The organism is Ruegeria sp. CDSB013, assembly GCF_059611165.1.
The window spans coordinates 240,296-262,671 of the sequence record NZ_JBXWPA010000002.1 but is presented as its reverse complement, the minus strand read 5'-3'; the positions used below and the strand labels follow the sequence as shown (position 1 = coordinate 262,671).

General features: G+C 58.3%; 23 protein-coding genes and 1 pseudogene. 8 read left to right on the top strand and 16 right to left on the bottom strand.

Translation table 11 applies throughout. The features are described from left to right. Nucleotides 1–4 precede the first annotated feature (4 nt). From AC2FJF_RS04750 to AC2FJF_RS04730, 5 genes are read left to right on the top strand one after another with little or no spacing between them, the layout of a single operon-like run. Entirely contained in the window at nt 5–637 is a 633-nt protein-coding gene (locus AC2FJF_RS04750; protein ID WP_496723412.1) for a phage distal tail protein, Rcc01695 family, read from the top strand. After that, entirely contained in the window at nt 637–1,524 is an 888-nt protein-coding gene (locus AC2FJF_RS04745) for a phage/gene transfer agent baseplate hub protein (protein WP_496723410.1), read from the top strand. The genes AC2FJF_RS04750 and AC2FJF_RS04745 overlap by 1 nt, the downstream gene beginning before the upstream one ends. After that, on the top strand, nt 1,521–1,967 hold the full coding sequence (locus tag AC2FJF_RS04740; RefSeq protein ID WP_496723408.1) for an NlpC/P60 family protein: 447 nt from the start codon (nt 1,521–1,523) through the stop codon (nt 1,965–1,967). The genes AC2FJF_RS04745 and AC2FJF_RS04740 overlap by 4 nt, the downstream gene beginning before the upstream one ends. Continuing rightward, nucleotides 1,968–5,936, top strand: a complete 3,969-nt coding sequence (locus AC2FJF_RS04735; RefSeq protein ID WP_496723406.1) for a baseplate multidomain protein megatron — start codon at nt 1,968–1,970, stop codon at nt 5,934–5,936. Next, nucleotides 5,848–6,240 (top strand): DUF7742 family protein, encoded by a 393-nt coding sequence (locus AC2FJF_RS04730; protein WP_496723404.1) that lies wholly within the window; start codon nt 5,848–5,850, stop codon nt 6,238–6,240. The genes AC2FJF_RS04735 and AC2FJF_RS04730 overlap by 89 nt, the downstream gene beginning before the upstream one ends. On the opposite strand, the gene AC2FJF_RS04725 is transcribed toward AC2FJF_RS04730, so the two are convergent. Beyond that, nucleotides 6,221–6,559, bottom strand: coding sequence for a TraR/DksA family transcriptional regulator (locus tag AC2FJF_RS04725; RefSeq protein ID WP_496723402.1), 339 nt, complete (start codon nt 6,557–6,559; stop codon nt 6,221–6,223). The genes AC2FJF_RS04730 and AC2FJF_RS04725 overlap by 20 nt on opposite strands. A gap of 84 nt (nt 6,560–6,643) precedes the next feature. Between AC2FJF_RS04725 and cysE the strand changes: the two genes are divergently transcribed. Continuing rightward, entirely contained in the window at nt 6,644–7,453 is an 810-nt protein-coding gene (cysE, locus tag AC2FJF_RS04720; RefSeq protein WP_058277511.1) for a serine O-acetyltransferase, read from the top strand. A 6-nt stretch (nt 7,454–7,459) separates the two neighbouring features. On the opposite strand, the gene AC2FJF_RS04715 is transcribed toward cysE, so the two are convergent. The 7 genes from AC2FJF_RS04715 to AC2FJF_RS04685 all read right to left on the bottom strand — a co-directional run bounded on the left by AC2FJF_RS04715 (nt 7,460) and on the right by AC2FJF_RS04685 (nt 13,775). Then, nucleotides 7,460–7,696, bottom strand: coding sequence for a hypothetical protein (locus AC2FJF_RS04715; protein WP_496723400.1), 237 nt, complete (start codon nt 7,694–7,696; stop codon nt 7,460–7,462). Nucleotides 7,697–7,844: 148 nt separating this feature from the next. Further along, entirely contained in the window at nt 7,845–9,155 is a 1,311-nt protein-coding gene (locus AC2FJF_RS04710) for a pyruvate dehydrogenase complex dihydrolipoamide acetyltransferase (protein WP_496723398.1), read from the bottom strand. Nucleotides 9,156–9,169: 14 nt separating this feature from the next. After that, a complete protein-coding gene (locus AC2FJF_RS04705) occupies nt 9,170–10,543 on the bottom strand; it encodes a pyruvate dehydrogenase complex E1 component subunit beta (protein ID WP_496723396.1) in 1,374 nt (457 codons plus the stop codon). A gap of 15 nt (nt 10,544–10,558) precedes the next feature. After that, the gene (gene pdhA, locus AC2FJF_RS04700) at nt 10,559–11,548 is read right to left on the bottom strand and encodes a pyruvate dehydrogenase (acetyl-transferring) E1 component subunit alpha (RefSeq protein WP_058273998.1); all 990 of its coding nucleotides are present in this window, start codon (nt 11,546–11,548) and stop codon (nt 10,559–10,561) included. A 165-nt stretch (nt 11,549–11,713) separates the two neighbouring features. Then, nucleotides 11,714–12,013 (bottom strand): FtsB family cell division protein, encoded by a 300-nt coding sequence (locus tag AC2FJF_RS04695; protein ID WP_199913500.1) that lies wholly within the window; start codon nt 12,011–12,013, stop codon nt 11,714–11,716. A gap of 165 nt (nt 12,014–12,178) precedes the next feature. Further along, nucleotides 12,179–12,523 carry a lysozyme inhibitor LprI family protein gene (locus AC2FJF_RS04690; RefSeq protein WP_496723393.1) on the bottom strand — a complete coding sequence of 115 codons (345 nt, stop codon included), beginning with the start codon at nt 12,521–12,523 and terminating at the stop codon, nt 12,179–12,181. A gap of 61 nt (nt 12,524–12,584) precedes the next feature. Further along, entirely contained in the window at nt 12,585–13,775 is a 1,191-nt protein-coding gene (locus tag AC2FJF_RS04685) for a phosphoglycerate kinase (protein ID WP_496723391.1), read from the bottom strand. A gap of 136 nt (nt 13,776–13,911) precedes the next feature. Between AC2FJF_RS04685 and AC2FJF_RS04680 the strand changes: the two genes are divergently transcribed. Beyond that, the gene (locus tag AC2FJF_RS04680) at nt 13,912–14,418 is read left to right on the top strand and encodes a peptidylprolyl isomerase (protein WP_496723389.1); all 507 of its coding nucleotides are present in this window, start codon (nt 13,912–13,914) and stop codon (nt 14,416–14,418) included. Continuing rightward, on the top strand, nt 14,411–14,959 hold the full coding sequence (locus AC2FJF_RS04675) for a peptidylprolyl isomerase (protein WP_058277518.1): 549 nt from the start codon (nt 14,411–14,413) through the stop codon (nt 14,957–14,959). Before AC2FJF_RS04680 ends, AC2FJF_RS04675 begins: the two co-directional genes overlap by 8 nt. Nucleotides 14,960–14,998: 39 nt before the next feature. Here AC2FJF_RS04675 and AC2FJF_RS04670 read toward each other — a convergent pair whose 3' ends face one another. The 8 genes and pseudogenes from AC2FJF_RS04670 to AC2FJF_RS04635 form a co-directional block, all read right to left on the bottom strand. After that, complete coding sequence (locus tag AC2FJF_RS04670) at nt 14,999–15,841, bottom strand: alpha/beta fold hydrolase (protein WP_496723387.1); 843 nt, start codon at nt 15,839–15,841, stop codon at nt 14,999–15,001. 85 nt (nt 15,842–15,926) lie between these two features. Next, nucleotides 15,927–16,616, bottom strand: a complete 690-nt coding sequence (gene aqpZ / locus AC2FJF_RS04665; RefSeq protein WP_496723385.1) for an aquaporin Z — start codon at nt 16,614–16,616, stop codon at nt 15,927–15,929. Between the two features lie 123 nt (nt 16,617–16,739). Next, nucleotides 16,740–17,549 carry a M90 family metallopeptidase gene (locus AC2FJF_RS04660; RefSeq protein ID WP_496723383.1) on the bottom strand — a complete coding sequence of 270 codons (810 nt, stop codon included), beginning with the start codon at nt 17,547–17,549 and terminating at the stop codon, nt 16,740–16,742. Nucleotides 17,550–17,665: 116 nt separating this feature from the next. After that, nucleotides 17,666–18,166: a bactofilin family protein gene (locus tag AC2FJF_RS04655; RefSeq protein ID WP_496723381.1), complete on the bottom strand. Its 501-nt coding sequence runs from the start codon at nt 18,164–18,166 to the stop codon at nt 17,666–17,668. Then, the gene (locus AC2FJF_RS04650) at nt 18,156–19,481 is read right to left on the bottom strand and encodes a DUF5930 domain-containing protein (protein WP_496723379.1); all 1,326 of its coding nucleotides are present in this window, start codon (nt 19,479–19,481) and stop codon (nt 18,156–18,158) included. The genes AC2FJF_RS04655 and AC2FJF_RS04650 overlap by 11 nt, the downstream gene beginning before the upstream one ends. A 179-nt stretch (nt 19,482–19,660) precedes the next feature. After that, nucleotides 19,661–19,839, bottom strand: a pseudogene (locus AC2FJF_RS04645) (DUF455 family protein); the annotation flags it as partial. 384 nt (nt 19,840–20,223) lie between these two features. Further along, a complete protein-coding gene (locus AC2FJF_RS04640) occupies nt 20,224–21,030 on the bottom strand; it encodes a ferritin-like domain-containing protein (protein WP_496723859.1) in 807 nt (268 codons plus the stop codon). A gap of 599 nt (nt 21,031–21,629) precedes the next feature. After that, the gene (locus tag AC2FJF_RS04635; RefSeq protein WP_496723377.1) at nt 21,630–22,325 is read right to left on the bottom strand and encodes an alpha/beta fold hydrolase; all 696 of its coding nucleotides are present in this window, start codon (nt 22,323–22,325) and stop codon (nt 21,630–21,632) included. Nucleotides 22,326–22,376: the final 51 nt, after the last annotated feature.

The window sequence follows — 22,376 nt, the reverse complement described above, 5'->3', positions numbered from 1 at the left end:
GGCCATGAATTTCCATGAGGTTAGATTTCCCGCCAGCCTGAGCTTTGGTTCGGTTGGCGGCCCCGAGCGGCGCACAGATGTCGTGACACTGGCCAACGGGTTTGAAGAACGCAACACGCCCTGGGCCCATTCGAGGCGACGCTATGATGCCGGGCTCGGGATGCGCTCGCTTGACGATATCGAAGCGATGATTTCGTTCTTCGAGGCGCGGCAGGGGCAGATGTTCGGATTTCGGTGGAAGGATTGGTCTGACTTCAAGTCGGGCGCAGCAACGGCTGAGGTAGACAATGCCGATCAGGTTATTGCACGCGGCGACGGAAAGACGACCGAGTTCCAGTTGTTGAAAACCTACAACTCTGGCGGGTTCAAATACGTCCGTCCGATCCTCAAACCAGTTCTAGGGACCGTCAAACTTGGCCTTGAGCAGGACGAAATGCGCGAAGGCGTGGATTTCGAGGTAGATCTGGCGCGGGGCCGGGTCACGTTTACGAACGCGCCACCGCAAGACGTCGAGATTACGGCGGGGTTCGAGTTTGACGTGCCCGTTCGTTTTGACACCGACAAGATCCAGACCAGCGTGGCCAGCTTTCAGGCAGGCGACGTGCCCAACGTTCCGGTGGTCGAGGTGCGGGTCTGATGGGCGGTAATGCACAGGGGTTGCAGGAGCATCTGCAAAGCGGGATGACCACCACCTGTCGATGCTGGGCCATCACGCGCACGGATGGGCAGGTCTATGGGTTTACCGATCATGATATGGAGCTGCGCTTTGACGGGCTGGTCTTCAAGGCAAGCAGTGGCCTGACCGCGGCAGCGATCGAACAGGCGACAGGCCTTTCGATTGACAACTCCGAGGCGATGGGCGCGCTGTCTGATGCGGCAATCAGGGAAGAAGACATCGAAGCCGGGCGGTTTGACGGTGCTCAGGTTCAGGCTTGGCTCGTGAACTGGGCAGACCCCGAACAAAGGGTGTTGCAGTTTCGTGGCTCGATTGGGGAAATGCGTCGCGGCGGTGGTGCATTTCATGCTGAGCTGAGAGGGCTGACAGATCTTTTGAACCGGCCGTTGGGACGGATTTATCAAAAGCCCTGCACCGCAGTGCTGGGCGATGGTGCCTGTCGGTTCAATGTGGCTGCAGCCGGTTTCCAGGCAGAAGCGGAGATCGTCAGTCTGTCGTCGGGCAGTGTGCTTCAACTGAAAGGTGCGAACGCGCCGGATATGGGATGGTTCGGACGTGGCCGGCTGGATGTGATTTCCGGCACGGCCTCGGGTCTTTGGGCGTCGGTGAAACAGGATGAGCGTATCACGGGCGGGCGCAATGTCACCTTATGGACGGGGATCAGTGGCGGACTGACAGTCGGTGATCGAGTCCGGCTGACCGCCGGGTGCGATAAACGCATGGAGACCTGCCGAAGAAAATTCAACAACCTCATCAATTTTCAAGGTTTTCCGGACTTGCCGGGCGAGGATTGGGTGATGGCTGTTCCTAAGAAAGACAAACCGAATAAAGGGGGCAGCAGACGATGACAGTAGACCGGCAGGACATAGTTGCAGAAGCGCGCCGATGGCTAGGCACGCCGTATGTGCATCAGGCGTCCGTCAGGGGCGCGGGGGCGGATTGTTTGGGATTGCTACGCGGCATCTGGCGCGCGCTGTACGGAGCTGAGCCGGAGTCCGTGCCGAGCTACAGCATGGACTGGTCAGAGCCACAGGGGGATGAACGCATGTGGGATGCGGCCCGCCGAAATTTGACATCAAAGCGGCCCTCGGAACTGGCAGCAGGCGACGTATTGCTGTTCCGCATGCGCGATGGCGGCGTCGCCAAACATGTGGGTGTTGTCAGCGAAACCGGCGCGGTCCCGCGGTTCATTCACGCATATTCAGGGCACGGCGTTGTGGAAAACGCCCTAAGCGACCCTTGGCGTCGCCGGGTTGTCGCCTGTTTCGCATTCCCGCTGGAGGTCAAATAAATGGCTACGATTGTACTTTCCGCAGCAGGCGCTGCTCTTGGTGGCTCGATCGGAGGCACTGTCGCGGGTCTTTCCACAGCGATCATAGGCCGGGCTGTCGGCGCAACGTTGGGGCGGGTCATCGACCAGCGGTTGATGAGCCAATCCGTGATGGGTGGCGGCAGCGAAGTTGTCGAAACCGGGCGCCTGGATCGTTTCCGCCTGACCGAAACCGGAGAGGGGGCTTCGGTCACTACCGTGTTCGGCCGTATGCGTGTTGGCGGGCAGATCATCTGGGCATCGGACTTTCTGGAAACCCGCAGCACCAGCACGACAACCCAATCCACGCGAGGTGGAAAAGGGTCTCGTCGGCCAAGCTCGGCCACAACAACCACGACCACGCATACCTACAGCTATTCGATCTCGCTGGCGATTGCCGTGGGCGCTGGGCAGATCTCTGACATCTCACGTATCTGGGCCGATGGTGAAGAGCTTGAGCGCGCCGGGCTGAATATGCGCCTGTACAAGGGCACCGACAATCAATTGCCTGACCCGTTGATCGAGGCGGTCGAGGGCACCGGGCAGGTCCCTGCGTACCGGGGCACGGCCTATGTGGTGATCGAGGACTTTCAACTTGCCGCGTTCGGCAACCGCGTCCCGCAGTTTTCCTTTGAGGTTGTCCGACAAGAACAGCCGGGGCTGCCAGACACGCCCGGTGCCGTATCCCGGATCGTGCGCGGCGTTGCGATGATCCCGGGTACGGGTGAATACTCACTGGCCAGCAGGCAGGTGAATTATTCCAAAGGGCAGGGGCAAAGCTGGGCTGCGAACGTGCATTCGGCTTCGGGCGTTTCGGATCTGGTCACCTCGACCCATGCGTTGAATGCTGAATTGCCCGCCTGCGATGCGGTGTCGCTGGTCGTGTCGTGGTTTGGCGACGATCTGCGGTGCGGTCAGTGCAAGGTGCAGCCAAAAGTCCTGCACAAAGAGTTTGATGGCGAGAACATGCCGTGGAGCGTATCAGGCGTATCCCGGGCGGCTGCCCAGATTGTTCAGATCGAAAATGATCGACCTGTCTATGGGGCGACACCTGCGGATGCGTCCGTGGTCGAGGCGATCCGGCATCTCAACGCATCGGGCAAACGGGTGATGTTCTACCCGTTCATCCTGATGGATCAGTTGCGCGGCAATGGCCTGCCGGATCCGTGGTCTGATGCCACCGATCAGCCGCACCTGCCATGGCGAGGGCGGATCACGCTGAGCGAGGCACCAGGCCGCAACGGGTCCCCGGATAAGACAGCCGGGGCCGATGCGCAGGTTGCGCAGTTCTTTGGCCAGGCCCGCGCAAGTAACTTTGTCGTTGGCGATGGCATCGTCACCTATTCCGGCCCGCAGGAATGGGGTCTGTTCCGGTTTATTTTGCACTATGCGGCGCTCTGCAAGGCAGCCGGTGGAGTGGCGTCGTTCTGCATCGCATCCGAGATGCGCGGCCTGACGCAGATCAGGGGCGCGACCGGGTTTCCTGCGGTGGCGCAGATGCAAATCCTCGCGGCGGAAGTGCGCAAAATCCTCGGGCCGGACACCAAAATCGGCTACGCGGCCGATTGGAGCGAGTATTTCGGTTACAAACCCGTCGATGCTGGCAGCGACCGGTATTTTCATCTGGATCCGCTTTGGGCCGATGACAATATCGACTTCGTTGGTATCGACAATTACATGCCGCTGTCCGATTGGCGGGACGGAGAGGATCACGTCGACGCCAAAGCGGGCGTAGATGCGATCTATGATCTAGACTACCTGCGTGGCAATGTTGAAGGTGGGGAAGGGTACGACTGGTACTACCCTTCGACCGAGGAATCCAAAGCGCAGATTCGGTCTGCGATCGAAGATCAGGCGCATGATGAGGCCTGGATCTGGCGATACAAGGATGTACGCAACTGGTGGTCGCAACCGCATCACGAACGGATCGGAGGCGTGCGCCAAGCCAATCGGACCGCATGGGTGCCTAGGTCCAAGCCGATCTGGTTCACGGAACTGGGTTGTGCGGCCATCGACAAAGGCACCAATCAGCCAAACAAGTTTCTGGACCCGAAATCCTCGGAATCCAAGCTGCCGCGCTATTCCAACGGTCTGCGGGATGATTTCATTCAGGTGCAGTACCTCAAGGCGATTTTGGGCTATTGGTCCGAGGCAAAAAACAACCCGGTTTCCAATACTTACGGCGGCCGCATGATTGATCTGTCCAATGCCTATGTCTGGGCTTGGGATGCGCGACCATATCCAACCTTCCCGAACCTGCAAAGCCAGTGGAGTGATAGCGAGAATTACGCGCGAGGGCATTGGTTGAACGGGCGGTCGGGGTCGCGCACGCTGGCATCGGTAGTGACCGAGATTTGTCACGGGGCTGGTGTGACCGACATCGACACGTCGCGCCTTTATGGTATGGTGCGGGGCTATGCTATCGAACAGGTCTCGGACGCGCGATCAGCTTTGCAGCCGCTGATGCTGCGCTATGGTTTCGATGCAATCGAGCGGGACGGCGTATTGCGGTTTCAGATGCGCAATGGGCAACGCGCCATCGCGCTGGATCAGGAGCATCTGGCGCTCAGCTCTGATATTGAGGCCGGTATTGAACATCGCCGCGAAGCCGAGGCTGAAATGACGGGTCGGGTGCGCTTGCGCTTTGTCCAATCGGATGGGGATCATGACATCGTCGCGGAAGAGGCCGTTCTGCCCGACACGCGGACCCATTCGGTGTCTGTCAACGAAATGCCCCTGTCCATGACACGTGCCGAAGGTCGCCAGACCGCGGAACGGTGGCTAAGCGAGGCGCGGGTGTCGCGCGAAACCGTGCGCTTTGCGCTGCCGCCTTCGTTGAGGCACATCGGCGCGGGGGATGTCGTCAGCCTGGATGAGGGCGGACAGGGTGCGCGTTTCAGGATTGATCGACTGGAGCAAGCCGAGATGCAATTGGCGGATGCCGTTCGGATCGAACCGGGAATATACGCGCCGTCTGACCTGCCTGATGACCTAGTCTCGACCAAGCCCTTTGTCGCCCCGGTTCCGGTTCTGCCGGTGTTCATGGATCTACCGCTGATAACCGGCTCAGAGGTGCCGCATGCGCCTTACCTGGCTGTGTCTGCCGACCCCTGGCCCGGCAGCGCTGCGGTGTACTCGGCCGTGAATGATGAGGATTATACCTTGCAAGAGGTGATCTCGGCGCAGGCCGTCATCGGGTTTACCCAAACACCCCTGCGGCGGGCCGGCGTCGGAGTTTGGGACGATGGTGCGCCGCTGCGCGTCAGGCTGGTCGATGGTTTGCTGGAATCGCGCCCGCGCGACGCTTTGTTGAATGGTGCCAATCTGGCCGCAATTGGGGACGGAATGCCCGGCAACTGGGAACTGTTCCAGTTCGCCAGCGCCGAACTTGTGGGTCAGGGGACCTACGCCCTTTCAGGGCGCCTGCGCGGGCAATTGGGGACGGACAGTGTCATGCCCGACATCTGGCCTGAAGGTTCAACTTTTGTCTTGTTGGATGAAAGAGTTTTCCAAACCGGGCTGTTGCGGTCTGAAAGGCGGGTGGCGAAACATTATCGCATTGGGCCGGGAACACGGGCCTACGACGATCCTTCTTTCCTCCACCAGGTTCACGCCTTCGACGGCAACGGACTTCGGCCATATGCTCCGGTGCATGTCAAATTGGCGAAAATCGGAGCAGGTGACGAAATTTCATGGATCCGTAGAGCCCGACTGGACGGCGATGACTGGGATGGATTTGACGTGCCGCTGGGGGAAGAGACTGAGGCCTATCTGGTGAAAATCAGCATCAACGGATCAGTAATACGCGAACAGGTTACATCAGAGCCGCGCTGGACATACCCATCGGCAATGAAAACTACCGATGGCGCGACCGGCGCTTACGAGGTTGATGTGGCGCAGATCTCTGCCAGTTACGGGCCGGGTCCCGCCGCACGTCTTCTGGTTGGGTAAGACACGTATGCGTCCTGTTTTGCACGGCGATGTAAGTGCCGCGGCGCGGGTATTGCTGAACGCGCCGCCTGCCGACCGGGAACGCCTGTGCACCAGAATGATTAGCGAAGCTGAACTGGCCGACATTTATGTCGGCCATACAGGCCGGCTACACCCACTGTTTGGAAATGGCTCATTGATGACAGTGGCTAGAACCCGACCATTGGCCGACGAGCCAAGCTTTGACGATTTGCAATATTGCCAGTGTTTTGAGATGGTTCTGCGATGCCTGATTCAATTCCGCGTTACCCGGATGCGCAGCTGACGCACTTGCTGGCCGCTGGGTCAAGGTTCAGGCGACCCACCGGAATCTCTTCACCGCAATCCTCGCAATAGCCGAATTCTCCATCTTTGATCCGGGTCAGGGCCACTGACAATCGATGTGTTTCGATATCCCGATTTGCTTGTTGAGCCTTGGCCATGGCCTGATTTTGCAGGGCGTCCATCCGGCTGAGCCGCCCGACAGCTTGCTGGTCCAGTTCAACCACTGCCTGGGCCTCGGTTCCAAGGGCAGAATGCTGAGCCAACTCGTCCAATCGTGCACGGATACGGTCTTTGAAATTCGCCACCTGCGTCTCATTCATTTTCGTTGCCCTGTCGATCACGGGTTTGCGTTTGGCGTTTTTGCCACTAAATGGCATTCTAGGCGCAGCAAAGGATGAAAAGCCATGTTCGAAACGCGCAGCCACGTGACCCCCGTCGACCCTGTTTGGGATCGCATCACCGCCGAAGCTCAGTCTGCAGTTGAGATTGAGCCTTTGATGGGTGGGCTGGTTCACGCCTGTATCCTGCACCACCGCAGCCTGGAACGGGCGCTGTCCTACCGGATTGCAGCCAAGCTGTGCTCGAACGAAATGTCGATGATGGTGCTGCGCGAGATCGTGGACGAAGCCTATGCCGACGACCCCGCACTGCTCGAAGCTGCGCGCGCGGATTTGATGGCCGTCTACGAACGCGACCCGGCCTGCCACCGCCTGTTGCAGCCAATCCTTTACTTCAAAGGGTATCAGGCGATGCAAGCCTATCGCGTGGGGCACTGGTTGTGGCGCAAGGGGCGTTATGATCTGGCGTATTTCTTTCAGATGCGCTCGTCCGAGATTTTCGGGATTGATATCCACCCCGCGGCAAAGATCGGGAAAGGTATCATGATCGACCACGCGCATTCGATCGTGATTGGTGAAACGGCGATCGTTGGCGACAACGTCTCGATGTTGCATTCGGTGACCCTTGGCGGGACCGGCAAGGAAGAAGAACAGCGCCACCCCACGATTGGCGATGGGGTGCTGATCGGGGCAGGTGCCAAAGTTCTGGGCAATATCGTAGTTGGCCACTGCAGTCGTATTGCTGCAGGCTCGGTGGTGCTGCAGGAAGTGCCTGCTTGCAAAACCGTGGCTGGAATACCGGCCAAGATCGTCGGAGAGGCCGGGTGCGATCAACCCTCGATCTCGATGGATCACATGCTGGGCAAAGACCAGTAACTCAAGTCAGTTCAAGCGGTCGTTTTTTTTGATCGACCGCTTGCGCCGCCGTTCTTCACGCCGCTTTTTTCGTTCTTCTTTCCTTTTCGCGCGTTCAGCTTCACGTTTGGCCGTTTCGGCTGGATCAGAACTGAAGGCGGAATGGTCACCCGGATAGGTTTTGGGCTTCGCCGCCGCAACCGCCGGCATACCAATCACAAGGGCTGCAACAAGCAAGAAGTTTACCGAATAGGTGGAAGTCATAGGGCACCTGTGTCCGTGATTTTCATTCAGACAAGGTGGTTGACGGTAGGCGTCCGCGCAACACGCGTGGTGATCACAAGCTCTCACATGACGGTTGTGATCTGGTTAGGCCGCGCCGGTCTGGTATCGGCGCGACCCTAATTTTTTCTTAGGCCAGCATGACCATCGGGTTTTCCAGGTTTTCCACAATGGCTTGCAGCAACTGGGCGCCAAGCGCACCGTCAATAACCCGGTGATCGACAGACATTGTGACCGACATAACCGTAGCTACTGTCAGTTCACCGTCATCTCCGACAACCGGTTTTTTCAGCCCGGTTCCCACTGCCAAGATGCCCGCGTGCGGCGGGTTCACGATGGCGTCGAAATTGTCGATACCGAACATACCAAGGTTCGAGACCGCGAATGTGCCGCCCTGATATTCATGCGGGGCCAGCTTGCGCTCGCGGGCACGCCCGGCAAGGTCCTTCATCTCGGTCGACAATGCGGACAGCGATTTAGTGTCGGCGTCCTGCAGAACCGGAGTAAACAATCCGCCTTCGATGGCGACTGCGACAGCTACGTCCGAGGGTTTAAGTTGCAGAACCCGGTCACCGGCCCAGACGGCGTTACATTCGGGAACCTGTTGCAGCGCGTTGGCGACGGCCTTGATGATGAAGTCGTTGACGCTCAACTTTACGCCGCGGCCTTCCAACTGCTTGTTCAGCTGGCTGCGGAACTTGAGCAGCGCGTCCAGCTTGATATCGCGGCGCAGGTAGAAATGCGGGATCGTCTGCTTGGCCTCGGACAGGCGGGCAGCGATGGTCTTGCGCATCCCGTCAAGCTTGATCTCTTCGTAGTCGCGACCTTCGTACATCCGGGCAACAGCATCCGCGGACGGACCGGCCGGAGCTGCGGCGGCTGCCGGTGCAGCAGCGGCGGGTGCGGATGCGGCAGCCGGAGCCGGGGCAGTTGCAGTCGCGCCTTCGACATCAGCTTTTACGATCCGCCCATGTGGCCCAGAACCAGCAATCTGCGCCAGATCCAGACCTTTCTGGGCCGCGATACGACGGGCCAGCGGAGATGCGAAGATCCGACCGCCATCCGCTTTGGCCGGAGCAGCCGAGGCAGGGGCAGGCGCCTCGGGTGCCGCTGGCGCGGCAGCCTCGTTGCCCGCTGCGGCAGCAGGAGCAGCCACCGGCGCAGCGGCAGGGGCTGCGGCAATGTCATCCGCGCTTTCGCCGTCTTCCAGCAGCACCGCGATCGCGGTGTTTACTTTGACCCCTTCGGTGCCTTCGGGGATCAGGATCTTGCCGATTGTGCCTTCGTCGACGGCCTCGAATTCCATCGTGGCTTTGTCGGTTTCAATCTCCGCCAGCAGGTCGCCGGACGAGACGGTGTCGCCTTCCTTGACCAGCCATTTGGCAAGGGTGCCTTCCTCCATGGTCGGCGACAGGGCGGGCATCAGAATTTCTGTAGGCATCTGTCTGTCGCTCCTTACCGGTAGGTCACTTGTTTGACGGCGGCGATCACTTCTTCAGTTGTGATCAGGGCCAGCTTTTCCAGATTTGCGGCGTAAGGCATCGGGACATCCTTGCCGGTGCAATTGATGACCGGCGCGTCGAGGTAATCGAACGCTTCCTGCATCACCACGGATGAGATGTAGCCGCCGACCGAGCCTTGCGGCCAGCCTTCTTCGACGGTCACCAGACGGTTGGTCTTCATCACCGAGTTGATAATCGCGCCTGTGTCCATTGGCCGGATAGTGCGCAGGTCGATCACCTCGGCACTGATACCGTCCTCGGCCAGCTCGTCGGCGGCCTCAAGCGCATATTGCATGCCGATGCCAAAGCTGACGATGGTCACGTCCGAACCTTCGCGCCAGATACGTGCCTTGCCCAGCGGGACGGTCAGGTCATCCACTTGCGGCATGTCAAAAGAACGACCGTAAAGGATTTCATTTTCCAGGAACACGACCGGGTTGGGATCGCGGATCGCTGATTTCAATAGTCCTTTGGCGTCAGCCGCCGAATAAGGCATCACAACTTTCAGGCCAGGCACTTGCATATACCACGCAGCGTAATCCTGGCTGTGCTGCGCACCGACGCGAGCAGCGGCACCGTTGGGGCCACGGAACACAATGGGGCAACCCATCTGACCACCGGACATGTACAGCGTCTTGGCCGCCGAGTTGATGATCTGGTCAATCGCCTGCATGGCGAAGTTGAAAGTCATGAACTCGACAATTGGTTTCAGACCAGCCATGGCGGACCCGACGGCAATACCAGCAAACCCGTGTTCGGTAATCGGAGTGTCGATCACGCGCTTGCTGCCGAATTCGTCCAGCATGCCCTGGCTGATTTTGTAGGCGCCCTGATACTCGGCGACTTCTTCGCCCATCAGGTAAACGTCTTCGTCACCACGCATTTCTTCGGCCATCGCGTCGCGCAGCGCTTCACGCACGGTCTGCTGGACCATTGGTGCATCCGCCGGCCAGTCAGGGGACAGATCCACCTTGGGTGCCGCAGGTGCGGTTGCAGCGGGGGCGGGGGCTTCTGCTGCCACGGGGGCAGCCTCAGCCACCGCCGCGCCTGCGGGCGCAGCCGCCGGGATGGCCGAGGCGTCTTCGCCTTCTTCAACCAGCACTGCGATAGGGGTGTTCACTTTAACACCTTCGGTGCCTTCGGCGATCAGGATCTTGCCGACGATGCCTTCATCGACGGCTTCGAACTCCATCGTCGCCTTGTCGGTTTCGATCTCGGCCATAATATCGCCGCTGGATACGGTGTCGCCTTCCTTGATCAGCCACTTGGCCAATGTGCCCTCTTCCATTGTGGGCGAAAGGGCGGGCATGAGAATTTCGGTTGCCATGTCTTAATCGTCCTCTCAGGCGTAAATGTCGGTCCAGAGCTCTTCGACGGAAGGCTCGGGGCTTTCTTTCGAGAATTCGGCGGCTTGATTGACGATCTCTTTGATCTCTTTGTCGATCGCCTTCAGATCATCCTCGGTCGCGTGTTTGCCGGTCAGCAGCAGCTCGCGCACATGTTCGATCGGGTCGCTTTGTTCGCGGACTTTCTGAACCTCTTCGCGGGTGCGGTACTTGGCCGGGTCGGACATCGAGTGGCCGCGGTAGCGGTAGGTCTTGATCTCAAGAATATAGGGGCCTTTGCCCGCACGGCAGTGCGCGACAGCCTTTTCCCCAGCGGCTTTGACAGCCAGTACATCCATGCCGTTGACGATCTCACCTGGGATGCCGAACGCTTCGCCGCGGTGGTAGATATCTTTGGTCGAGGTCGAGCGCGCCTGCGCCGTACCCATGGCGTATTGGTTGTTCTCGATCACGAACACCACCGGCAGATCCCAAAGGGCGGCCATGTTGAAGGTCTCATAGACTTGGCCCTGGTTCGCAGCGCCGTCACCGAAATAGGTGAAGGTCACGCGACCATTGCCCTTGTACTTGTCCGCAAAGGCCAGTCCCGCACCCAGCGGAACCTGTGCGCCAACGATGCCGTGACCACCATAGAAATGCTTCTCTTTCGAGAACATGTGCATCGAGCCGCCCTTACCTTTGGACAGACCACCGATGCGCCCGGTCAGCTCGGCCATCACGCCGCCTGGATCCATGCCGCAGGCCAACATATGGCCGTGGTCGCGGTATGAGGTAATACGCTTGTCACCTTCTTCGGTCGCAGCCTCAAGGCCGACAACAACGGCCTCTTGGCCGATGTAGAGGTGGCAGAAACCGCCAATCAGACCCATGCCATAGAGCTGACCGGCCTTTTCCTCGAATCGGCGGATCAGCAGCATTTCACGGTAGTATTCGGTAAGTTCTTCCGCAGAAACATTTGGTTTCTTTGTGGTTTTTCGCGCAGCCATTGTGGCGATCTCCCCCTCTCGGCAAGATAGTTTAGCGTTAAACTATCTCATAAAGCATTTGTTGCTTTCTGGCGAGGGGAAATGTGACGCAGCGTCCGGCAAGGCAGAATTCAGCGCGTGATCATGCGGTTAACCCGTGGGGTGGCATCCATTGGTGGGGGGGGGTCAGCGAATGACGATCTCATCCGAGCGGATCATGCCCAGCACGGACCGCGCCTGCTGATCCAGAAGATCCAGATCCAGGTAATTGTCTGACAGGCGGCGCGTCAGGTTTTCCATTTCCGTGATTTCGGCGTCAAGTTTGGCCAGGTCGCGCGACAGGGCGTCCCGTTCCGCTGCAATCTCGACCCGTCGGAACAGGCCATAGTCGCCCTGCACGGCGGCGAAGGTGAAATAAACACCCAGCGTGAAAGCCACCATGAAGAATACAACTGAGCCCAAACCGGGCCGATGGGAACGGGACACTCTGTTTACCGCCGTATGAAGTCTGCCTCAAAAACGTGCCCTTTTCGGACATCTGCCTGCACTATGTCACAGGTGATTCGGCTTGTGAATCCCTCGATTCGCAATTTTTGATGCTCAGCAGAAAAAATATGTTCGCCTGATGAATTTGGCTGGGATAAGAAGCGGTTATCGCCAGGCTTCCAGCGCCTGGTTGCGTTGCAGGGTTTGTTCTTCCATGCAGGCCCAATAGAACATGGGGGCCGCGCTACCGTCGCTGTCCAACTCGGGGTCACACGTCACGTCACGGCGTTTCAGCCAAGCGCGTTGCTCGGTCAGCAGGGCTTGGCCATCACCGCGCGCGTCCGATGCGGGTTTGATCTCTGACCAAAGGCGGTTCAGCTCTTGATCGGCAATTTCCCATTTTTTTTTGGCGCAGAAATTGGCGTCAACCTGTGTTTGGCCATCGCAATGGGATTGCGCATATGTCGTGATGGGCAGCAGGGTGGTGGCAAGGACGGCAATAGCTTTCATGGCACATCTCCCGGTTTGACAGAGAGAGTACCATGAATGCCGATTGCCAGACAGACAGCGGTTACTGATCCAGTGCCGCGACGCCGGGCAGTGTTTTGCCTTCCATCCATTCCAGGAACGCGCCACCGGCAGTCGAGATGTAGGAAAAGTCCTTGGCAGCACCGGACGCATTCAGCGCAGCGACCGTGTCACCACCGCCCGCAACCGACACAAGCTGTCCGGACCGTGTCAGTTCGGCCGCCTTCAAGGCCGCTGCGTTGGTCGCGGCATCAAAGGGTTCAATCTCGAACGCGCCCAGCGGACCGTTCCAGATAAGCGTCTGGCTCTTTTCGAAAATCGCGGTGATTTCCGCGACGGCTTCCGGACCAGCGTCAAGGATCATGCCGTCTGCAGGGCATTGATCGGCTGGAAGGACCTGATTTGGGGCGTGGGCCTCGAACTTTTCAGCGACGACGACATCGCGAGGCAGGACGATCTGGCAGCCGGTCGTTTCGGCCTTGGCCAGGATCTCGGCCGCCGTGTCTTTCATCGCGGTTTCCGCCAGCGATTTGCCGACATTCACGCCTTGTGCGACAAGGAAGGTGTTCGCCATGCCCCCGCCGATGATCAGGTAATCCACCTTTTCGATCAGGTTGCCCAACAGGTCCAACTTGGTCGAAACCTTGGCACCGCCGACAACCGCAGTAACCGGGCGTTTAGGCGCGCCTAGCGCGGCTTCCAACGCGCTCAGCTCTTGCTGCATCAGGCGGCCCGCGCAGGCGGGCAACAACCGGGCCAGTGCTTCAGTCGAGCTGTGCGCGCGGTGTGCGGCCGAGAAGGCATCATTACAATAGACGTCGCCCATCTTTGCCATGCCGGCAGCTAGTTCCGGGCTGTTTTTGGTTTCCGCCGCGTGAAAGCGCGTGTTTTCGAGCAATAGCACTTCGCCGCCGCTGAGGTTTGCTGCCGCTGTTTCTGCCTCGATCCCCACGCAGTCATCGCCAAACCGAACCTTGGTGCCAAAGGCCGTCTCCAAAGTCGGAACAAGCTGCTTCAGCGACAGGTTTTGGCGACGTTCGCCGCCTGGGCGTCCGAAATGCGCCAGCAGGATGGGCTTGCCGCCAGCTGCCAAAATGTCCTTCACGGTTGGCACGATGCGCTCGATACGGGTGGCGTCGGTCACCACGCCGTCGACTACCGGCACGTTGATATCCACGCGCACCAACACGCGTTTGCCGTTCAGGTCCATGTCGTCCAGTGTTTTCCAGCCCATCGCGCAATCCTCGACAAATATGAAAGTGACTTAGGCGGTTCTTTTCCTGCATTTTGCCGTCAGGTCAATGCGTCACTTGGCATTCCCGCGCCCTGCGCATAGGTATTTGCGCAAGATAAAACGACAGGAGGGCCTAATGGCCGAGATCAAGGATCCCGAAAACACAATCATCGTCGAACTCAAAGACGGCAATGTCGTCATCGAGCTGTTGCCGGATGTAGCACCGCAGCACAGCGCTCGCATGAAGGAACTGGCGCGCAGTGGTGAGTATGACAACGTGGCCTTTCACCGTGTGATCGATGGTTTCATGGCGCAGACCGGCGATGTTCAGCACGGCGACATGGAAGACGGGTTCAACCTGCGTATGGCGGGTACCGGCGGGTCGTCTCTGCCCAACGTTCCGGCGGAATTCTCGAAGCTGCCGCATGACCGCGGCACGCTGGGCGCAGCCCGTTCGCAGAACCCGGATTCGGCCAACTCGCAGTTCTTCATCAACTTCAAGGACAACCACTTCCTGAACGGTCAGTACACCGTTTACGGTCGCGTCATCGACGGGATGGAGCATGTGGACGCCATCGTACGTGGCGAGCCGCCTATGAGCCCTGACCGCATGATCAGCGTCAAGGTGGCAGCCGATGTATAAACTGGCCGCTGCTTTTGCCTTGTTGGCCAGCCCGGCGCTGGCCACGGGCCTTGAGGTCGAGATCGAAGGTGAGGGGGCCAATGGCACCGTCACTATCGACCTATTCGATGATCTGGCCCCGAAACATGTCGAGCAAATCGCTGCCCTGGCCAATGAAGGGAAATACGATGGCGTGGTGTTTCACCGCGTGATCGACGGCTTCATGGCTCAGACCGGCGATGTTGAGCATGGCCGTCTGGGCGGCGACTTGCGTCGCGCTGGCACCGGTGGATCTGACCGTGCGGACCTTCCGGCCGAATTTTCGGATTTCGAATTCGACCGGGGTGTTGTCGGCATGGCGCGGGCGCAAAACCCCAACAGTGCCAACTCGCAATTCTTCATCATGTTCGAGCCGGGCCCGTTCCTGAACGGCCAGTACACGGTTGTTGGTCAGGTGACCGGCGGCATGGACGTGGTAGATGCGATCAAACGCGGTGAGGGACAGAATGGCGCGGTGATCGGCCAGCCGGACGTGATGAAAAAAGTCACCGTTACCGAATGATCTTTGAACCCGGCGCTTACTCCAGCGCCGGGTTTCTCGTCATTGATCGATGAAGTTTCGGATCGCTTGCGTGTAAGTATCCGGATCCTGAAATGACGCAAAGTGACTGACGTCTTTCAAAATCAATAGTTCAGCGTCCGGGATCGCCTCGGCAATCGCCTGTGAGTGTTCGGTCAGAATTGCTTCGTCATGTTCGCTCTGCACGACCAGAGTGGGCACGGTTACGGATTGCAGCCCCTCAAGCCCTCCGGGCTTTTCCGTCGCCCACATGGCTGCGACACCGCCCAGAAACGCTTCGAACCCGTCCGGAGTGGGGGACATGGCGGCATAGTCCCCGGCCATCATCCCGACGTAAGTTCCAAAGACTTCGTTGGTTTCGACTGAAGGGTCAATCCCATCCAAAGTAACGTTGCCCGCATGGGCGAAATGGCTGGCAAGACGATCCGGCGCCGTGGTCGAGATCGTGTAGCCAATGTTGGCACCGTCAGACCATCCGACCAGATTTACTTGCTCAACATTCAGATGATCCAGCAGCGCCAGATAGTCCTGCGCCAACAGTTCGTAGCTGTAGGTGCTGCCGTCATTGGTTGAACGGCCGTGCCCGCGCGTATCCGCCACAATCACGCTGTGGTCACTGGCCAGATCAGCCACTTGCGCTGCCCAGATATCGCCATGCGCCAGACCGCCATGGATTAGCAGCACGGGCGTGCCCTCTGCCGATCCATAGGTGGCGTAATACATATCTATGCCATTCACGCTGGCGGTACCACTGGACGCGGCCTTGGGCATGGCAGGCGTTTCGGGGATTGTCAGCCAAGCATCCTGTGCCAGTCCCGCTGTCGCGGTCAACGTCATCGCAGTGACCATCAGTGTTCGAAGCATGTCTACCTCTCTGGTTTCGCGTCGTCTCGTCAGGGATGATAGCTTAGGAAGAGGAAAGCGGGGGAAATAATCCCCCGCTTGGCCTTTAGTCGTCTGTTGTCATCGCCTTCCAGATCAATGCGCCGATTGCGCCACCGATCAGGGGTGCAACCCAGAACAGCCAGAGCTGCCCAAGGGCAGGCGCGTCCGCGAACAAAGCAACCCCTGTGGACCGGGCCGGGTTGACCGATGTGTTGGTCACCGGGATCGAGATCAGGTGGATCAATGTCAAACCAAGCCCGATGGCGATGGGGCCGAACCCGGCAGGAGCGCCGCTGGAAGTGGCCCCCAGGATGATGATGATGAAGAACGCAGTCATGACGATCTCGATCACCAGAGCGGACATCATTGAATAGCCCTCGGGTGATGCCTCACCATAGCCGTTCGAGGCAAACCCACCCACGCCGTCAAAGCCGGGCGCGCCGCTGACGATTAGATACAAGACAGCAGCCGCAGCAATTGCGCCGATGACCTGGGCGATCCAATAAGGGATAAGGTCCTTCGCCGGAAACCGTCCCCCGATCATCAGCCCAAGGCTGACTGCAGGATTGAAATGGCCGCCCGAGATATGCCCGACGGCATAGGCCATCGTCAGAACGGTGAGGCCGAAGGCAAAGGAAACGCCCAGCCAACCGATGCCCACATCGGCGACCCCGGCGGCCAGAACGGCGCTGCCGCAACCGCCCAGAACCAACCAGAACGTACCGAAGAACTCGGCCATGAGTTTTGATGACATGAAAAATCCTCCTGAAAACACTAATTTAAGACTAATTCGAAAATGATGTTTTGTGAAATGTTTGGATAAGGGGAAATTTCACTGGCAGTGGTCAGGAGTGAGGCGGTGGGAGCCTAAGCACGCCTAACCCCAGGTAACCGGGTCCAGTTGGAACAGTTTGGCAAGTTGGTCATAGACCTCAGGGGCCTCAGATTTCAGGTCGCGGGGCTTTTCAAAGAACACCTCGACGGAAACGGCAAAGAATTCTTCATGGCCGGTTGCGCCATAGGCGTCGATTACCGTGCGCCGCCCGCTTTCGACGGCGCGGACAAGGGTGTCATAGGCAGTCAGAAAGACACGCTCCCATTCAGCAAAGCTTTGCCCGTCGCTCAGGATCGGAACGCCGTTGGTGCCACCGGACAGATCGTCTATCTGGTGGGCAAACTCATGCAGTACGACATTCTGCCCGTCATGGTCGTTCAGTGCGCCCAGCTTGCTGTGGGTCCAAGACAGGATAACCGGTCCACGGTCCCAGCTTTCCCCGGTGCGCACGATCTCTTTCTCGCTGACGACGTATCCTTCCTGTCGCCGCTGCCGAGACTTAAAAGCGTTCGGGTAGATCAGGATCGTGGTCAGGTGATCGTACCAGAGGTCGCTGTTTACAATTAGCAGACAGGCCTGCGCGGCGATGGCCAGTTCCATCTCTTCGGTTACGTCCAGCCCGTCGCAACCAAAGAAACGAACCTGATCCAGAAACAGATTCACCTTGCCGTCCAGTTTGACACGCAGGTCTAGGGGCAGGCGGCGGATCAACGGCACTTGCTGCTCGATGAGGATGCGTTGGTGGTCTGTCAGGGGTGTGGACAATAACTGTAGGCGCGCCCGGGACTTGGACCAGTAGCGATACAGTAGGAAACCGGCAATAAGCGCCAAGGCTGTGAAAAAGAACAACATAAAGGTCACTATAAGGACGCGCCGGGCGGTTGGAACCGGAAAACCCAATCGTCCCCGTCAAATGAAAAACGCCGCGGGTTTCCCCGCGGCGTTCGAAACTTGGAAAGTGGTCCGCGTTACTGCTTGACTTCGGCCGCCGGGTTGGCACCCGCCTTGCCGCCGCGGCCCGGGTTCAGGGGGTCGTCCTGACGCTGAACCGAACCTTCGAAATGCGCGCCGCTTTCGATCGCGATGGTCTTGTGGATGATGTCGCCTTCGACACGTGCGGACGAGGTCAGGCGTACCTTCAAACCACGGACACGGCCCACGATGCGGCCGTTGATCACGACGTCATCGGCGGTGACTTCGCCTTTGATGGTGGCAGTCTCACCGATTGTCAGCAGATGCGCACGGATGTCGCCTTCGACAGTGCCTTCGACCTGGATATCGCCCGAGGTCTTCAGGTTGCCCGTGATGTGCAGGTCCGAAGACAGAACCGATGCCGGTGGCTTGGGCTTGGGCGCGGTGCTGGCCTTGTTTTCTGCCGGTGCAGGGGCCGCCGGTGTCGCCGGTGCAGCGGGTTTTGCCGCCTCGGGTGCAGTGGACGAGGGCTCGTTGATTTTGCTCTTAGAAAACATTTCTCGCAGCCTTGATGTAAGTCATTGGGTTAACAGGTTTTCCGTTCACGCGAACTTCATAGTGCAGGTGCGTGCCGGTCGACCGTCCGGTGCTACCCATATCAGCAATATGATCCCCGCGCGAGACCCTTTGACCAACCTTCACGCGTATCTTCGTGTTATGGGCATAAAGTGTCTCAATTCCGAACGCGTGCTTGATTTTTACCAGCCGTCCAAACCCGGACTGCCAGCCGGCATGGGTGACCACACCGTCGGCGGTGGCAAAAATGTCGGTGCCATGGGCACCTGCGAAATCAGCGCCGTTATGCATGCGGCGACCACCTGTCTTGGGGTCTCGACGCGTCCCGTAACCGCTCGTGAATCGCACGACGGAATTGACGGGGCTTGCAAACGGCGCTTTCTCTGCAGCAATTCGGTACAGGTTCAACTGATCCATCTGTTGCAACAGAGTATTTGCGCGGATCTCGTCGGGGGTCAGTTCCTCACCGCGCGTGCTGAAAGAAATAGGGGTTAGGGGGCCGCCCATGCCGCTATAGCCGCGGCGGACTTCTTCGATGATGCGGTCGGTGGGCATGCCGGCCTGGCGGAACATCTTGTCCAGTGGTTCGACCGAGATCACCATTGCCTCTTCCAACTGGCGGAAGATCTCGTCGCTGCGTTCCTGCATCAGCCGGATTTCCAGCTCAAGATCGTCACGCTGTTCCAGCGCGTCCTTGGCATTGGCGGCAATCTGGTCGCGTTCCTCGGCGGTACGGGACAGTGCCTCGGTCATAAAGTTCATCTGTTCAGGGTTGGCAACGGCGGCCATGTACATGTCGCCTTCGCCCGCTTCCTGCTGAAGCGTGACCAGTTCTGTACGTGCTTCTTCGCGCTGTTTCATGGTAGCGCGCAGCGTGGTCTGGATAACCTCGATCCCGGTCTCAAGCTCGCGGCGGCGGTTTTCCGACGCCAGCAGTTCCGACTGCATGGCCGAAATCTGCTCGAGCGCTGCGTTGAACCGGTCCTGAGCCGCCAAAGCCTCCTGCGCTCGGACGTCCCGTTCCGTGGACATGATGTTCAGTCGTTCCTGATAGGTCGCCTGATCACGCTTTGCCTGTTCCCGGAAGTTTCCCGACCCGATGCTGTCCATCAACAGTATCGCAGTCGCGACAGCTGTCCATCCCACGAACAAGGCGACACCAGCAACGGCTATGACCTGCGTTTCCGAGCTTAGCCGAATAAACCGCGTATCATTGTCGGATTTCAGAAAGACACGGCGTTCGGGAAAATGCCGCTCGAACAATGAATGTAATTTGATTGCCAGACGTGTTCTCACGCGTCCTACCTCTCCATCCCCAAAGATCGGGACCGGTCGTGAGTGATAGCCGTCCCTTGGGCGAAGTGCATAGAGCGAGAGGGAGCTTTGGGCAAGTTTGTTAACTTATCGACCTTGCGTTACCGGTTTTTGCCGCCGATTCTAGGCGAGAAATTGCCGATAACGTCAACTTGTGCCCGTTATTGCGTCTGTCCCGGCAATGGCAAATCCTCCGTCAGAGGCCAATAGAAATCCGGCGGCAGCCCGGCCTCGGCCCGTTTTTCTTCGTTAAACGGGGGCTTCAGGACGCCATGGAAATACTGGCGCACCAATTGGTGAAATACACCTTGGGATCTGCGTTTTTACGCCCACACAGGGACTCGTTATACCAACCAAAACCGATTTTTTTTCGTATCGATCAGCGAAATCCCCTTGAAACAATCAATGCATGGAGCCGAAAAACTTCCACTTCAAAAAGTTCCACGCGCGTTATGGAACTTTTTCTCCTTAAAACCCCATCAAAAGTTCCATGCACTTGAGTTCCAATCCGGATCGAAGCGAGGACAGAAGCGCCAAACGGGAAGAGAAACGGGTTTGGCTTGGCCAATTCTTCTGCTTTGCTTGGACGAGATCCCGCTTGCCGAAGTGGTTTCGCCGTCTGTGCGCCGGAACTTTCGCCTCCTGAATCGACGTGCAGGTGACTACTTGAAGTACGAGGTCCGCAAGCAAAACGCTTCAGTGGCGCGGGCAAATGCCAATATACTCAGCGAACATAAGCTGGAAGCTCGTCAACGAGCGGCCAATAAAAATCGGGTGGCAATCCGGCATCTGCCCGTTTTTCTTCATTGAACGGAGGCTTCAAACCTCCTTTGAAATAGCGCTTCACTAGCGCATGGAATACTTCTTTTGGATCACTGTTGTCCCTACCACAGCCGAAGTTAAACCATTTCGCCCCATACGCCACGTGGCTGACTTCTTCGCTGTAGATGGTTTTGAGGCTTTCAACAACCGCGGTCTCGCCAGCTTTCTCGAAAATCTCTATCATTCCTGGCGTTACATCTAGCCCTCGTGCCTCCAATACCATTGGAACGATAGCTAACCGCCCTTGTAGGTCGTTTGCAGTATCTGTTGCCGCGCGCCACATTCCATCATGAGCGGGCAGGGCTCCGTAGTAGCTTCCCATCCTTTCCAGGCAATCACAGATCAGATTGAAGTGTTTTGCTTCGTCGTCTGCGGCTTTCACCCAGTCGTCATAAAATCCTATCGGCATCGGCACGCGGGCGAAGCGTGAGATAATATCCCAGTGCAGATCGACGGCATTGAGTTCGATATGGGCGACCGCATGCAGAAGCGCAATTCTTCCTGCTGGAGATCCCGGCTTGCGCTTTGGTACGTCGCGGGGACTGAGCAACTCCGGTTCCTGTGGGCGAGCAGGATGATCTGGTGGAATAGAACGCCCTAGTTCAATGATTTCTCCCTTAGTGCGCGCAGTTTTCCAAATAGAAGCGTAGGCTCGTGATTTGGCTGTTTTTGCGTGACCATCCGCCGTGGAGAGCACGTCGACCGCCATTGCAGTCAACGTAGTCGGACGCTGTGTTTCAGTGTCTTTTTCAGTGCGGCTAGACAAAGTGTAACTTGCTCCCGGTTCGGTGGAATTAGCAGAGCTTGGCTTTAAACCAAATGGCGCATTAAACATTTTAAGGTTGCCCGCAACGCCTACTATAGGGCGCAGCCTGCGTCCAGATTTCAGGTTGCTGCGTGGTCTGAGCCATGATGCGCTCCCGATACTAAGGCCATCTGTCAGTTAGAGCGCATATTGAATGACCGGTTAATTGGAAGATCGGACGGTCGATGAGCGGACTGAATCCGAGTCGATGAGCCAGCCTTTTGACTCAGAATACTTGGGCACGGATTGGAGAGTTGGGCTGGTGAACTAGACGAAGCGAGACACCTCACTGCTATCTTGGGCGGCGACCTCAGGAGCCGCCCGAAGCTGGTGCATCGAGATCAATGCCAGCTGATCAGTCGAGATGCGGAATCACTTGCGGCGCTGCGGCGCATCCCGCCCGAAGCGCTGGTTGAAGTAGGACAATCGGGATGGAAGCAAAAACTATTCCTACGCGGGCGATTTCGCTGTCCGCGCGCTCGCGCAGGATCGGGCGGCCAAATTCAAATCACGGACATTAGTATTCGGGCCAAGTCGTCAGGCCTATCGATCATCACGTAGTGCCCGAATGGCACCGAAACCGCTGTCCACCCCGACTGATGCTGGTATCGCTCAAAAAACGGTTGGCCAAGCCCTGGGACCCAGCCAGTGGCATAGATGTAGGTCCGCTTTAACACCTTGGTTCCGCCGCTCACCAGTTGAATCGGTTGCTCAAATGTCTTGAGTGGTTGCGCGACATTTCGGCGGTCTACCCACGCACAGTCTGCTCCATTCACCGAAAAAGCCTCCGCTGGGCCCGGCGCGACTTTGCCATCGACGGCACTATCACGAAGCCCTGCCGCGATATCCGCAGGCAACACATCCAAGGCGGCCTGCCCATCGCCCGGCACGAGCGCATCGAGGTACACAAGTGAGCGAATGTGGTCGGGCGCTCTATTTGCGACTCCGGTGACAACCATGCCGCCATAGCTATGACCGCACAAAACAATGTCAGAGAGTTCTTCGCACGTGATCACCCCCAGGACATCCTCGATATGCATGGCCAGATCGGTTTCGTCACTCACGAGATGAGCACGTTCGCCCAGACCTGTCAGTGTAGGGGTAAAAACGTCGTGGCCCTCCCTGCGCAGAAGCGCGGCTACGCGAGCCCAGCACCATCCCCCTTGCCACGCTCCATGGACCAATACAAATGTCGCCATAACCCGCCCAACTCCGTCGATACTGCAATGACAGTAGATTCAACAGGGCCG

Bases quoted from the DNA above. Each gene is read 5' to 3' on its own strand.
- AC2FJF_RS04640 (WP_496723859.1), bottom strand. From the start codon at position 21,030: ATGGCGGTCGACGTGCTCTCCACGGCGGATGGTCACGCAAAAACAGCC.
- AC2FJF_RS04730 (WP_496723404.1), top strand. From the start codon at position 5,848: ATGGCGCGACCGGCGCTTACGAGGTTGATGTGGCGCAGATCTCTGCCA.
- AC2FJF_RS04715 (WP_496723400.1), bottom strand. From the start codon at position 7,696: ATGACTTCCACCTATTCGGTAAACTTCTTGCTTGTTGCAGCCCTTGTG.
- AC2FJF_RS04725 (WP_496723402.1), bottom strand. From the start codon at position 6,559: ATGAATGAGACGCAGGTGGCGAATTTCAAAGACCGTATCCGTGCACGA.
- AC2FJF_RS04660 (WP_496723383.1), bottom strand. From the start codon at position 17,549: ATGTTGTTCTTTTTCACAGCCTTGGCGCTTATTGCCGGTTTCCTACTG.
- AC2FJF_RS04675 (WP_058277518.1), top strand. From the start codon at position 14,411: ATGTATAAACTGGCCGCTGCTTTTGCCTTGTTGGCCAGCCCGGCGCTG.
- AC2FJF_RS04745 (WP_496723410.1), top strand. From the start codon at position 637: ATGGGCGGTAATGCACAGGGGTTGCAGGAGCATCTGCAAAGCGGGATG.
- cysE (WP_058277511.1), top strand. From the start codon at position 6,644: ATGTTCGAAACGCGCAGCCACGTGACCCCCGTCGACCCTGTTTGGGAT.
- aqpZ (WP_496723385.1), bottom strand. From the start codon at position 16,616: ATGTCATCAAAACTCATGGCCGAGTTCTTCGGTACGTTCTGGTTGGTT.
- AC2FJF_RS04670 (WP_496723387.1), bottom strand. From the start codon at position 15,841: ATGCTTCGAACACTGATGGTCACTGCGATGACGTTGACCGCGACAGCG.
- AC2FJF_RS04690 (WP_496723393.1), bottom strand. From the start codon at position 12,523: ATGAAAGCTATTGCCGTCCTTGCCACCACCCTGCTGCCCATCACGACA.
- AC2FJF_RS04685 (WP_496723391.1), bottom strand. From the start codon at position 13,775: ATGGGCTGGAAAACACTGGACGACATGGACCTGAACGGCAAACGCGTG.
- AC2FJF_RS04710 (WP_496723398.1), bottom strand. From the start codon at position 9,155: ATGCCTACAGAAATTCTGATGCCCGCCCTGTCGCCGACCATGGAGGAA.
- AC2FJF_RS04655 (WP_496723381.1), bottom strand. From the start codon at position 18,166: ATGTTTTCTAAGAGCAAAATCAACGAGCCCTCGTCCACTGCACCCGAG.
- AC2FJF_RS04635 (WP_496723377.1), bottom strand. From the start codon at position 22,325: ATGGCGACATTTGTATTGGTCCATGGAGCGTGGCAAGGGGGATGGTGC.
- AC2FJF_RS04740 (WP_496723408.1), top strand. From the start codon at position 1,521: ATGACAGTAGACCGGCAGGACATAGTTGCAGAAGCGCGCCGATGGCTA.
- pdhA (WP_058273998.1), bottom strand. From the start codon at position 11,548: ATGGCTGCGCGAAAAACCACAAAGAAACCAAATGTTTCTGCGGAAGAA.
- AC2FJF_RS04705 (WP_496723396.1), bottom strand. From the start codon at position 10,543: ATGGCAACCGAAATTCTCATGCCCGCCCTTTCGCCCACAATGGAAGAG.
- AC2FJF_RS04735 (WP_496723406.1), top strand. From the start codon at position 1,968: ATGGCTACGATTGTACTTTCCGCAGCAGGCGCTGCTCTTGGTGGCTCG.
- AC2FJF_RS04750 (WP_496723412.1), top strand. From the start codon at position 5: ATGAATTTCCATGAGGTTAGATTTCCCGCCAGCCTGAGCTTTGGTTCG.
- AC2FJF_RS04680 (WP_496723389.1), top strand. From the start codon at position 13,912: ATGGCCGAGATCAAGGATCCCGAAAACACAATCATCGTCGAACTCAAA.